Genomic DNA, 11,520 nt, shown 5'->3' with positions numbered 1-11,520 from the left:
GGAGCCGGGATCGCCGTCGGAGAAGACCGGGTCGACGTTCGGGTCCGGGTGCACAGCCGACGGCCCGGGCGGCGTACCACCCGGGCCGGTCACGGCACCCGCCGTCGTCTCGTCGGCAGTCACCCGGTCAGTCCGCCACCGGCCGGACGACGATCCGGCGGTTCGGCTCGACGCCCTCGGACTCGCTCTCCACGCCGGTCATCGCGTTGACCACGTCGTGCACGCACTTGCGCTCGAAGGCGGACATCGGCTCCAGACGCACCGGCTCGCCGTACTCCTTGACCTTCTCCACCGCGTTGCGGGCGACGGCGGCGAGCTCCTTGCGCCGGGCGGCCCGGTAGCCGCCGACGTCGAGCAGCAGGCGGCTCGGCGAGCCGGTCTGCCGGAACACCGCCAGCCGGGCCAGCTCCTGGAGCGCCTCCAGGGTGGCACCACGCTGGCCGATGAGGTTCTGCAGGCGGTCGCCGACCACCTCGACGACCGGGCGGCCGCCGGAGACCAGCTCGTCGATGTCGCCGTCGTAGTCGAGGATGTCGAGCAGGCCCTCGACGTAGTCGGCCGCGATCTCGCTCTGCCGGAACAGGTCGCTGTCGGCCGGGGCCTTCTTCTCCCGGGCCTCCTCGGCCGGGATCTCCTCGACCTCGTCAGTGGCGGCCGGCAGGGTTTCCTCGTCCACGGACGGGTCGGCGCTGGGGATGCTGGTGTCGGTCACGGTCTCATCTCCGTACTCGCTCGGCCGGACCGTCGGGTCCGCTGGTCTCCCGAGGCCGGCGGGAGGTTCGCCGGTGCCCTCGGGCACGTCTGTACGGGCCAGTTTCGCCCGTGACCGCGCTCCGCGCGGCGGGTTCCGGCCCGGCGCCGACCGTACGGTGGCAGCTCGGGGGCCGGACGGGCCGCCACCGGGACCCGGCGGCGGCCCGGTGGCTCAGCCCTGCCGCTTGGCGGGGCGGCCCTTCTTCGGGTTGACCGGCTTGGCGCCGGGCTTCGGGGCGGCGACCTTCGGGGCGGCCGCCGGCGCCTTGGCCGCCGGCTGGGCGGTCTTGCGGCCGAGCAGGCCGCCGCTCTTGGCCGGCTGGGCGGTGGTCTTCGTGCCGGCGGCACCCTTCGGCGGCACCAGCGGCGGGAACTTCCGAAGCACCCACTGCTGCTGGCCGAGGGTGAACAGGTTGTTGGTGACCCAGTAGATGATCACACCGATCGGGAAGATCGAGCCGGAGACCAGCAGCGACACCGGGATGCCGTAGAGCATCAGCCGCTGGACCATGCGCTGCTGCGGGTCCTCGGCCCAGCCGGTCTTCAGGATCATCTGGCGGCTGGTCAGGTAGGTGGTGGCGATCATGATGAGCACCAGGACGCCGGCGACCACCTTCACCGTGCCGCTGTGCGCGCCCAGCCGGGCCAGCTCGTCGGCGGTGGAGCCGAACCGGCCGGAGATCGGAGCGGTGAAGAGCTTGGCGTTCGAGGCGCTGTTGAACTGCTCGACCGTCCAGCCGTACAGGGTCTTGCCCTGGTTGTCCGGGTTGAGCCGCTTCAGCGTGTGGAACAGGCCGAGGAAGACGGGGATCTGGAGGAACATCGGAAGGCAGCCCATCAGCGGGTTGGCCTTTTCCTTCCGGTAGAGCTCCATCATCTCCTTCTGGAGCGTCTCCCGGTCACCCTTGTGCTTCTCCTGGAGCTCCTTGACCTTGGGCTGGAGCGCCTGCATGGCCCGCTGCGACTTGATCTGCTTGACGAAAACCGGGAAGAGGATCACCCGGACCGTCACCACCAGGAAGATGATGGCGAGGATCCAGGACCAGTTCGTACCGATCACGGCCTCGACCGGAACCCCGATGGCGTCCCAGGCCGAGTGCCAGGTCAGCAGGATCCACGAGATCGCGTAGTAGATCCAGTCGAGACTAAACACTCAGGCTCCAGTCACGTCGACACGGCGGCGGTCGCCCGGCTCCGGCACCGGGTCGTGTCCACCAGGGTGGAAAGGGTGGCAGCGCGACAGCCGCCGGACCGTCAGCCAGGCTCCCCGCAGCGCACCGTGCCGGGACACCGCCTCGACGGCATAGGCACTGCACGACGGGTAGAACCGGCAGCGGGCCGGCAGTGCCGGACTTATCCACCGACGGTACGCGATGATGGGCACCAGCAGCATGCGGGCGCCGGTGGTGGGCCGCGGCGCGGCAGTGTGTTCGGTCACCGGGACCGCCGACCCCGGGGGGAGCGCGCGGCGGCGAGGGCGGCGTCCAGGTCGGCCCCGAGCCGGGCGTACGACGCCTCGGCGGCCGGCGGGAGGGCGCGTACCACCAGGGTGCTGCCAGCGGGCAGGTCGGCCAGCCGCTCGCGGACCAGGTGGCGGAGCCGGCGGCGGACCTTGTTCCGGACCACCGCGTTGCCGACGGCCTTGGACACGACGAAGCCGGCGCGGCTGGGTGCGGAGGTCTCCGCACCGCGGCTCCGCGCCGGCTCCGGCGAGGTTGTCGCGGTGGGTCCGGTCTGCTGGGGGAGGGTCAGGTGAACCACGACGGCGCCACGACCGACGCGTCGGCCACCCCGGACCGCTGCGGCGAAGTCGCTACTGCGCCGCAGTCGCTGCGCGGCGGTCAGCACGACTGCCCACGTCCCCGGACCGGACCGGTCGGCCTCAGGCCGACAGGCGGGTGCGGCCCTTGGCGCGACGGGTCGAAAGGATGGCGCGGCCGGCACGGGTGCGCATGCGCAGCCGGAAGCCGTGGGTCTTCGCGCGCCGGCGGTTGTTCGGCTGGTAGGTGCGCTTGCTCACGTCAGGCTCTCCGTTGTCGTACGCCCCGGACGGGGGATCCCCCGGGGTCGTGTGGTGGTCCAGGCCACCTCGGTGGTGGCCGCCGATCGGTGCTGCCCGACGTCGCGGGTCCTCGGCCATGCGGGGAAGCGACCGCGGACAGCAAGCACCCATCACCCTAGCAGAGGGCGAGAGAGCAGCCGCTCCAGCCTACGCAGCGGGGCAATGACCGTCAAACATCACACCCCGGCCCGTCGTCGGCGCCAGAGCGCGACCGAAGGGGCGGTTTTCACTGATGTTGACAAGGGTGCCACGGCCTCCACGGTTGATGGCGCGGGGTCCGCGCTGTTAGCGTGCCCGATTGCGGTCAGCGTCGGGGGTCTGGGTTGTCGCTGACAGGCAAGACCGGACAAGGTTGTGAATCGTTCGGCACGGTGAACCCGCTTCAACGCCTCCGGGAGTCACAGGGGGCAGGTCCGACCCGCGTCCGGTGGGCGGCCACAATCGGTCGGTACACACAGGCTGTGGATAACTTGTGGATGACGACCGGTCAGCCGTCCGGGCGGGCGTGAGTAGGCGAGGGGGGTGGCACGACGGTGACCGGAGCGACCGACCTTGCCGCGGTGTGGACGGCGACGACGGAGGAGCTCGCCGACGAGATCATCTCCGCGCAGCAGCGGGCGTACCTCCGGTTGACCCGCCTGCGGGCGATCGTCGAGGACACCGCCCTGCTCTCCGTACCGGACGCCTTCACCCGGGACGTGATCGAGTCCCGCCTCCGCCCGGCCATCACCGAGGCGCTGAGCCGGCGACTCGGCCGGCCGATCCAGGTGGCCGTCACCGTGCGGGTCGCCGAGGAGGGCCGCCCCGCCGGCACCGTCTACCGCAGCAGCCCCGAGCCGGCTGAGCTCGACGCCCCCCAGGACCTGCTCAGCGGCCTCGACCAGCCCGGCCCGCCGGTGGCGGCGCCCGGCTTCCCCGAACTCGGCTTCCCGGCCCGGGCCGACGTCCCCGGCTACGCCGAGCAGCGCCTGGAGCCGCCGATCGAGGACCCCGCCCCGCGGCAGCGCACGCCCGACGGCGGCCGGCCGCCGCTCATCCCGGCCAGCCGGGACGGGCAGGACACCTTGTTCGGCGCCACCTTCGCCGAGCCACTGCGCGCCCCCGCCCCCGAGCACCGGGGCTTCGACGAGCGCCCACGGGTCGACGGCCCGTCCCCGGACGGCCGCGGCTACGAGCCCCGCTACCGCGAGGCTCCCGGCCCGGCGGACGCGCCGCCACTGCGCGGCCTGCCCGCCAACGGCGCGACGGACTCGGGGCCCGGGCGTGGTGGCACGGATCACCGTCCCGGCGGGGCACCCGACCGGCGGCTGCCCGGCGGGGCGGAGACCGGTGGCAACCGGCTCAACCCCAAGTACATGTTCGAGACGTTCGTCATCGGCTCCTCCAACCGGTTCGCGCACGCCGCGAGCGTGGCGGTGGCCGAGTCGCCGGCGAAGGCGTACAACCCGCTCTTCATCTACGGCAGCTCGGGGTTGGGCAAGACCCACCTGCTGCATGCCATCGGGCACTACGCCACGACGCTGGGCAACGCCCGCTCGGTCCGGTACGTCTCGACCGAGGAGTTCACCAACGACTTCATCAACTCGCTGCGGGACGACAAGACCAGCGCGTTCCAGCGCCGCTACCGGGACGTGGACATCCTCCTGATCGACGACATCCAGTTCCTGGAGAACCGGGAGCGGACCCAGGAGGAGTTCTTCCACACCTTCAACACGCTGCACAACGCCAACAAGCAGATCGTGATCACCTCCGACCGGTCACCGAAGCAGCTGGCGACGCTGGAGGACCGGCTGCGGACCCGGTTCGAGTGGGGCCTGCTCGCCGACATCCAGCCGCCGGACCTGGAGACCCGGATCGCGATCCTGCAGAAGAAGGCGGCCCAGGAGCGGCTCTTCGCCCCGCCCGACGTGCTGGAGTTCATCGCCTCCCGGGTGTCGAACTCGATCCGGGAACTGGAGGGCGCGCTGATCCGGGTCACCGCGTTCGCCAGCCTGACCCGCTCGTCGGTGGAGCTGTCCCTCGCCGAGGAGGTGCTGCGGGACTTCATCCCCGACGGCGCCGGCCCGGAGATCACCGCCGACCAGATCATGGTCTCCACCGCGGACTACTTCGGGGTGAGCCTGGAGGACCTGCGCGGCCACTCCCGGTCCCGGGTGCTGGTCAACGCCCGCCAGGTGGCCATGTACCTGTGCCGGGAGCTGACCGACCTGTCGCTGCCCCGGATCGGCCAGGCCTTCGGCGGTCGGGACCACACCACGGTGATGCACGCCGACCGGAAGATCCGCCAGCAGATGGCCGAGCGGCGTTCGCTCTACAACCAGATCGCCGAGCTGACCAACCGGATCAAGCAGACCACCTGAGTCGTCCGCCGCAGCGGGACGCGGCGACGCCCGGCCGGAACCACCGGCCGGGCTTTTTCGTGCCGGTGGACGCTCACGACTTGACCCTCGACCCGGTCGAGAGCCCACCATCGGCGTCGTGTTCGTCCACAGCCCGACCCGGTTGTCCACATCCCCTGTTCCACAGACGGTGGAAAACCACGCTCCGTCCGGAGCCGGGCACCCACAGACTGTGGACAACTCCTGGGGAAGATGCTGTGGACGCCTGGGGACGACGGTCGCGTTGTCCACGGACGACGGTCGTCCTGTGGGCAGGCTGTTGAAGGTTCTGGGGATGACGTCGATCGACGCCGTCCGCCCCGTCCACAACGCTGGGGAGAAACCCGGTGGATTAGCGGTGGACAACCGGTGGACAACCGTGGACAACCTGCGGGCAGGGCGGGGCTGTGGACCGGGACACGACTTTTACCCCTGGTTCTCCACAGCCAAACCACCGGTGGATAACCTGTCTGACCTGGGCGGACGAGGGTTCTCCACAGTTTGCACAGGGCCGATGAAGACGATGAGTTATCTCTTCTAAACAACAAAAACCAATCATCACCGTTGGACTTCCTGTGGATCGGGCCGGAGCTCTGCCGCCGGCAGTCCCCCGGGCACCTGGATCCACGGGGTCGGGCGCACAGCCGATGCCCACGCGCCCTAAGGTGCGATGGGTACCCGCACGGTCGGGCGGGACGAGTGACAGCGGTCGGCATGAGAGAGTTGTCGCTGACGTCGACGCGGAGGCATTGATGAAGTTCCGAGTGGAGCGCGACGCGCTCGCCGAGGCGGTCGCCTGGACCGCCAAGAGCCTGCCCAACCGACCTTCCGTTCCGGTGCTGGCCGGGGTGATGCTCCGGGTCACCGACGGCAACCTCCAGGTCTCCGGCTTCGACTACGAGGTCTCCAGCCAGGTCACCGTCGAGGTGCAGGGTGACGCCGACGGCGCCGCCCTCGTCTCCGGACGCCTGCTCGCGGAGATCACCAAGGCGCTCCCGGCCAAGCCGGTCGACATCGCCGCCGTCGGCGCGCACCTGGAGCTGGTCTGCGGCAGCGCCCGCTTCACCCTGCCGACCATGCCGGTCGAGGACTACCCGTCCCTGCCGGAGATGCCGGAGAGCGCCGGCACGGTCGACGCCGCCGCCTTCGCCGCCGCCGTGGCCCAGGTGGCCGTCGCGGCCGGCCGGGACGAGACGCTGCCGATGATGACCGGCGTCCGCATCGAGCTCTCCGGCAGCAGCCTGGCGATGCTCGCCACCGACCGCTACCGCCTCGCCCTGCGCGAGATGGAGTGGAACCCGGACGACCCCGGGATCAGCCTCAACGCGCTGGTGCCCGCCCGGACGCTGCACGACACCGCCAAGGCCCTCGGCCCGCTGGGCGGCCAGGTGACCATGGCGCTCTCCCAGGGCGGCGCCGGCGAGGGCATGATCGGTTTCTCCGGGGGCACCCGCCGGACCACCAGCCGGCTGCTCGACGGGGCCAACTACCCGCCGGTCCGTTCGCTCTTCCCGGCCACCCACAACGCCGAGGCCCGGGTGCCGGTCAGCACCCTGATCGAGGTGGTCAAGCGGGTCGCCCTGGTCGCCGAGCGGACCACCCCGGTGCTGCTCAGCTTCAGCTCCGACGGCCTGGTCGTCGAGGCCGGCGGCACCGAGGAGGCCCGGGCCAGCGAGGCCATGGAGGCCACCTTCAGCGGCGACCCGCTGACCATCGGCTTCAACCCGCAGTACCTGATCGACGGCCTGACCAACCTGGGTGCCCAGCACGCCCTGCTCTCGTTCGTCGACGCCTTCAAGCCCGCGGTGATTTCCCCCGCCGGCGAGGATGGCGAGGTCATCCCGGGGTACCGGTACCTCATCATGCCGATCCGCGTGTCCCGCTGATCGCCGCCAGCAAGACCCAGACGTACGGAGGTAGCAGCAGATGCAGCTCGGCCTGGTAGGACTCGGCCGGATGGGCGGCAACATGCGGGAGCGGTTGCGCGCCGCCGGGCACGAGGTGGTCGGCTACGACCGCAACGTGCAGCTGAGCGACGTCGCGAGCCTCGCGGAGCTGGCCGAGAAGCTGGAGTCGCCCCGCGCGGTCTGGGTGATGGTGCCGGCCGGCGTAACCGACGCCACCATCGACGAGCTCGCCGGCGTCCTCGGCGAGGGCGACATCATCATCGACGGCGGAAACTCGCGGTTCAGCGACGACGCCCCGCGCGCCGAGCGCCTGAACGAGCAGGGCATCGGCTACATCGACGTCGGCGTCTCCGGCGGCGTCTGGGGCAAGCAGAACGGGTACGCCCTGATGGTCGGCGGCGCCCAGGAGCACGTCGAGCGGCTGATGCCGATCTTCGAGGCGCTCAAGCCGGCCGGCGAGTTCGGCTTCGTGCACGCCGGCCCGGTCGGCGCCGGCCACTACGCCAAGATGGTGCACAACGGCATCGAGTACGGCCTGATGCACGCCTACGCGGAGGGCTACGAGCTGCTGGCCAAGTCCGAGCTGGTGACCAACGTGCCGGGCGTCTTCAAGTCCTGGCGCGAGGGCACCGTGGTCCGGTCCTGGCTGCTCGACCTGCTCGACCGGGCGCTGGACGAGGACCCGGAGCTGGCCGAGCTGAGCGGCTACACCGAGGACACCGGCGAGGGCCGGTGGACCGTCGACGAGGCGGTCCGGCTGGCCGTGCCGCTGAACGTCATCACCGCCTCCCTCTTCGCCCGGTTCGCGTCCCGGCAGGACGACTCGCCGGCGATGAAGGCCGTCGCCGCGCTGCGCCAGCAGTTCGGCGGGCACGCCGTCCGCAAGCACTGACCGGTATCCACAGCCTGTGTACGTCCGCCGGCTCGAACTGGTCGACTTCCGCTCGTACGAGCGGGTCGGCGTCGACCTGGAGCCGGGCCCGAACGTGCTGATCGGCGCCAACGGCGTCGGCAAGACCAATCTGGTCGAGGCGTTGGGCTACGTGGCGACCCTGGATTCGCACCGGGTCGCCACGGACGCCCCGCTGGTCCGGATGGGCGCCGCCGCGGCGGTGATCCGCTGCGCGGTGGTGCACGAGGGCCGGGAACTGCTGGTCGAGTTGGAGATCGTCCCCGGCAAGGCCAACCGGGCGAGGCTGGGCCGTTCCCCGGCCCGCCGCGCCCGGGACGTGCTGGGCGCGCTGCGGCTGGTGCTCTTCGCCCCGGAGGACCTGGAACTCGTCCGCGGGGACCCGGCCGAGCGCCGCCGCTACCTCGACGACCTGCTGGTCACCCGCCAGCCCCGGTACGCGGGCGTGCGCGCCGACTACGAGCGGGTGGTCAAGCAGCGCAACGCCCTGCTGCGGACGGCGTACCTGGCCCGCAAGACGGGCGGCTCGCGGGGCGGGGACCTGTCCACCCTGGCCGTCTGGGACACCCATCTGGCGCAGCACGGCGCCGAGTTGCTCGCCGGTCGACTGGAGCTGGTCGCCGCGCTCGCCCCGCATGTGGCCAAGGCGTACGACGCGGTGGCGGCCGGCCGGGGCGCGGCGGGGATCGCGTACCGGCCGTCGGTGGAGCTGGCCGACCCGACGACCGACCGGGCGGTGCTGGCCGAGGCGCTGACCGCCGCGCTGGCCGAGCAACGGTCGGCGGAGATCGACCGCGGCACCACCCTGGTCGGGCCGCACCGCGACGACCTCGCCCTCACCCTCGGCCCGCTCCCTGCGAAGGGGTACGCGAGCCACGGCGAGTCCTGGTCGTACGCCCTCGCGCTGCGGCTGGCCGGGTACGACCTGCTGCGCGCCGACGGGATCGAGCCGGTGCTGGTGCTCGACGACGTCTTCGCCGAGCTGGACGCCGGCCGCCGGGAGCGGCTGGCCGAGCTGGTCGGCGGGGCCAGCCAGCTCCTGGTGACCTGTGCGGTGGACGACGACGTGCCGGCGGCCCTGCGGGGCGCCCGGTACGCGGTGGGCGAGGGGACGGTGCGCCGTGTCGGATGAGGTCGAACTCCCGCCTGCCCGGCTGGGGCCGGGACGCGGTGGGCGTACCCCTGAGGGGCCGGGCGCTGCGGACGGCCCCGGTCGGCGGGCCGGCGCGGGCGGTGACGGACCGGCCGAAGCGGAGGGCGGCGCGGACGCGGCCGGCGGGGAGCTGCCGGCCGGGGCGTCCGGGCCGGATCTGGCCCGGGCGGTGCTGGACGCGGCGAAGGCGCGGCGGCAGGCGGCGGGAACCTCCCGACGGCGCAGCGCGGTCCGCGGCGACGGCGAGCGCCGGCTGCGCGGCTACTCCGGTCCCGGGCCGGATCCGCGCGACCCGCAGCCGCTCGGCGCGGTGCTGGACAAGCTGGTCAAGGCGCGGGGATGGCAGCAGCCGGCGGCGGAGGCGACGGTCTTCGGTGCCTGGGAACGGGTGGTCGGTCCGGAGGTGGCCCAGCACAGCCGCCCGGTCAAGCTGGAGAACGGCGAGCTGACGGTGGAGGCCCGCTCGACGGCGTGGGCCACACAGCTGCGGCTGCTCGCCGCTTCGCTGCTCCAGCAGATCGCCCGCGAGGTGGGCCACAACGTGGTCCGCAAGCTGCACATCCACGGCCCGGCAGCGCCGTCCTGGTCGCGCGGCCCGCGCCGGGTCCGCGGCCGCGGACCGCGCGACACCTACGGCTGACGGTCACCGATCGCCGCGCCGGGCCTCCCGCTCGGCGCGCTTGCGCTCCCGCTGCTCGCGGCTCCACTGCTTGCGCCGTTCGAGGTCTTCCTTCCAGGCGTCGCGGGCCTGCCGTGAGCCGCCCTGCACCGCGCCCGACACGTCGGACGGGCCGGCAAGGTTGCGGAACACCCACCCCATGAGGCGGCCGCCCTTGCCGGAGGCGTCGCCCACCTGTTCGTCGCCGCTCATCCGCTTGGCCTCTCCCTCGCCCATCGGACGCAATTTGTGCGCCAACTATTGGTACACCAATCGTTGCTAGGATCGCAACGACGACGAGGAGGGTGAGCGTGGCCGAGCAGCTGGAGGGCGATCCCCTGGCGCTGGAGCAGCAGGTCTGCTTCGCGCTCTCGGTCGCCGCACGCGGCGTCGTCGCGGTCTACCGACCGCTGCTGGAGCCGATGGGCCTGACCCATCCGCAATACCTGGTCATGCTGGCGCTCTGGCAGTCCGCGCCGCTGTCCGTGCGGGAGCTGAGCCGGCTGCTCCAGCTCGACCCCGGCACGCTGTCGCCGCTACTCAAGCGGCTCGAAGCCGCCGGCTACGTGCGGCGCGAGCGGGACGCGTCGGACGAGCGCAGCCTCGCCGTCTCGCTCACGCCCAGCGGCCAGGCCCTCCGGGCGCAGGCCGAGCAGATTCCGCCCGCGATCGTGGCGCGGCTCGGCCTGCCCCTGGCGGACCTGCGGCACCTGCACGGGGTGCTGACCGAGGTGATCGCGGCGGCCAGTCGTGCCGCGACGGCCGCGCCCGGCGCCGCCGGGGAGCCGGGTCAGGCGTCGGCGTAGACGGCGAAGCCGCGGTCGGCGCAGCGCCGGTAGAAGGCGGCCAGCACGCTCAGCTCGGCGCAGGTGAAGTTCCACTGCGGCGGGTCGCCGTTCTCGTCGCGCAGCCGGTCCAGCCGGCTGTCCAGCCAGCGCAGCTGCTGCTCGGCCAGGCGCCCGTCGCCGAGCAGGGACCGCAGCACCTCGCTGACCGACTCGAAGGTCACCGCCTCATCGATCGGCCGGTGCCGGGCGATGAACTTCTCCACCCCGTCGGCGATCCAGGAGCACCCGTCCGGGTCGATCACCGGGTCCTCGTCCTCGGCGGCGTTCTCCGTGGCGTAGAGCACATTTTCCAGGCCGAGGATAAGATCGACGAGTTCGGTGTACGCGGTCGCGCGAACCGTGCCGGTCTTGGCGATCAGCTCGGCGAGCGCCGCGGTGGGAGCGGAGATGCGTGGCATGTCCACGATCTCGCCGAAGTCGACGAACTCGGCCGGCGCGACCGGATCGTAGAAGCGGCCGGTCCGCGGCCAGTGCACCGCGACGTTGTCCAGCCCCATCTGGCGTCACCTCTCACCAAGCACGTTGTCGGACCGATCGGGTCGATCGTCCCGGTTCGGCCCGCCAAAGATCAAGACCGCAGCGGCGGCGCCGCAAAGGTACGGCACGGCCCGTCCCATTGCGACCCCCGGTCGGTTACGTGCCGGTACCGATCCGGTGGCCGGCCGCGCCCTCGATCAGGGCTACGACGGCTTCAGCTCGGCTGGCGGCCATAATTCGACCTCCGCGCCGCTAGGCGGCGCTCCGGGACCGAATGAAGGCCGGTCTGACGCCGTGCCGCGACCGGAAGCCGTCGGTCGCGTGTAGGGGGAGTAGCGGACAGCGCGGTTCGGCCCGCTACGGAGTTCTCAGGC

General features: G+C 72.1%; 13 protein-coding genes. 6 read left to right on the top strand and 7 right to left on the bottom strand.

Annotated features, from left to right (window positions below):
* Positions 1 to 127 precede the first annotated feature (127 nt).
* From Q2K19_RS11285 to rpmH, 5 genes are all read right to left on the bottom strand, one after another.
* A complete protein-coding gene (locus Q2K19_RS11285; protein WP_302770256.1) occupies positions 128 to 712 on the bottom strand; it encodes a Jag family protein in 585 nt (194 codons plus the stop codon).
* A 213-nt stretch (positions 713 to 925) separates the two neighbouring features.
* A complete protein-coding gene (yidC, locus tag Q2K19_RS11280; protein WP_302770255.1) occupies positions 926 to 1,906 on the bottom strand; it encodes a membrane protein insertase YidC in 981 nt (326 codons plus the stop codon).
* On the bottom strand, positions 1,907 to 2,146 hold the full coding sequence (gene yidD, locus Q2K19_RS11275; RefSeq protein ID WP_302772421.1) for a membrane protein insertion efficiency factor YidD: 240 nt from the start codon (positions 2,144 to 2,146) through the stop codon (positions 1,907 to 1,909).
* Positions 2,147 to 2,187: 41 nt separating this feature from the next.
* Positions 2,188 to 2,601, bottom strand: coding sequence for a ribonuclease P protein component (gene rnpA / locus Q2K19_RS11270; RefSeq protein ID WP_302770254.1), 414 nt, complete (start codon positions 2,599 to 2,601; stop codon positions 2,188 to 2,190).
* 34 nt (positions 2,602 to 2,635) lie between these two features.
* Positions 2,636 to 2,773 carry a 50S ribosomal protein L34 gene (rpmH, locus tag Q2K19_RS11265; RefSeq protein ID WP_067300964.1) on the bottom strand — a complete coding sequence of 46 codons (138 nt, stop codon included), beginning with the start codon at positions 2,771 to 2,773 and terminating at the stop codon, positions 2,636 to 2,638.
* A gap of 575 nt (positions 2,774 to 3,348) precedes the next feature.
* Here rpmH and dnaA point away from each other — a divergent pair.
* The 5 genes from dnaA to Q2K19_RS11240 all read left to right on the top strand — a co-directional run bounded on the left by dnaA (position 3,349) and on the right by Q2K19_RS11240 (position 9,803).
* Positions 3,349 to 5,175: a chromosomal replication initiator protein DnaA gene (gene dnaA / locus Q2K19_RS11260; RefSeq protein WP_302770252.1), complete on the top strand. Its 1,827-nt coding sequence runs from the start codon at positions 3,349 to 3,351 to the stop codon at positions 5,173 to 5,175.
* A gap of 770 nt (positions 5,176 to 5,945) precedes the next feature.
* A complete protein-coding gene (gene dnaN, locus Q2K19_RS11255; RefSeq protein WP_302770251.1) occupies positions 5,946 to 7,079 on the top strand; it encodes a DNA polymerase III subunit beta in 1,134 nt (377 codons plus the stop codon).
* A gap of 40 nt (positions 7,080 to 7,119) precedes the next feature.
* Complete coding sequence (gnd, locus tag Q2K19_RS11250) at positions 7,120 to 7,992, top strand: phosphogluconate dehydrogenase (NAD(+)-dependent, decarboxylating) (protein ID WP_302770250.1); 873 nt, start codon at positions 7,120 to 7,122, stop codon at positions 7,990 to 7,992.
* A gap of 16 nt (positions 7,993 to 8,008) precedes the next feature.
* On the top strand, positions 8,009 to 9,142 hold the full coding sequence (gene recF / locus Q2K19_RS11245; RefSeq protein WP_302770249.1) for a DNA replication/repair protein RecF: 1,134 nt from the start codon (positions 8,009 to 8,011) through the stop codon (positions 9,140 to 9,142).
* Positions 9,143 to 9,293: 151 nt separating this feature from the next.
* A complete protein-coding gene (locus Q2K19_RS11240) occupies positions 9,294 to 9,803 on the top strand; it encodes a DciA family protein (protein WP_302772418.1) in 510 nt (169 codons plus the stop codon).
* Positions 9,804 to 9,806: 3 nt separating this feature from the next.
* Here the strand turns inward: Q2K19_RS11240 and Q2K19_RS11235 are convergent, their stop codons facing one another.
* Positions 9,807 to 10,058: a hypothetical protein gene (locus Q2K19_RS11235; RefSeq protein WP_368046132.1), complete on the bottom strand. Its 252-nt coding sequence runs from the start codon at positions 10,056 to 10,058 to the stop codon at positions 9,807 to 9,809.
* A 74-nt stretch (positions 10,059 to 10,132) separates the two neighbouring features.
* On the opposite strand from Q2K19_RS11235, the gene Q2K19_RS11230 reads away from it, so the two are divergent.
* On the top strand, positions 10,133 to 10,627 hold the full coding sequence (locus tag Q2K19_RS11230) for a MarR family winged helix-turn-helix transcriptional regulator (RefSeq protein ID WP_302770248.1): 495 nt from the start codon (positions 10,133 to 10,135) through the stop codon (positions 10,625 to 10,627).
* Here Q2K19_RS11230 and Q2K19_RS11225 read toward each other — a convergent pair.
* Positions 10,612 to 11,166, bottom strand: coding sequence for a hypothetical protein (locus Q2K19_RS11225; RefSeq protein WP_302770246.1), 555 nt, complete (start codon positions 11,164 to 11,166; stop codon positions 10,612 to 10,614). The genes Q2K19_RS11230 and Q2K19_RS11225 overlap by 16 nt on opposite strands.
* Between the last annotated feature and the right edge of the window lie 354 nt (positions 11,167 to 11,520).

Source organism: Micromonospora sp. NBRC 110009, assembly GCF_030518795.1.
Classification (GTDB): Bacteria; Actinomycetota; Actinomycetes; order Mycobacteriales; family Micromonosporaceae; genus Micromonospora.
The sequence above is the reverse complement of the archived record's forward strand: the minus strand, read 5'-3'. Positions and strand labels throughout refer to the sequence as shown.

What these genes read in the sequence shown, in the direction of transcription:
- gnd (WP_302770250.1), top strand. Translation starts at nt 7,120, where the DNA reads ATGCAGCTCGGCCTGGTAGGACTCGGCCGGATGGGCGGCAACATGCGG.
- Q2K19_RS11235 (WP_368046132.1), bottom strand. Translation starts at nt 10,058, where the DNA reads ATGGGCGAGGGAGAGGCCAAGCGGATGAGCGGCGACGAACAGGTGGGC.
- Q2K19_RS11225 (WP_302770246.1), bottom strand. Translation starts at nt 11,166, where the DNA reads ATGGGGCTGGACAACGTCGCGGTGCACTGGCCGCGGACCGGCCGCTTC.
- dnaN (WP_302770251.1), top strand. Translation starts at nt 5,946, where the DNA reads ATGAAGTTCCGAGTGGAGCGCGACGCGCTCGCCGAGGCGGTCGCCTGG.
- yidD (WP_302772421.1), bottom strand. Translation starts at nt 2,146, where the DNA reads ATGCTGCTGGTGCCCATCATCGCGTACCGTCGGTGGATAAGTCCGGCA.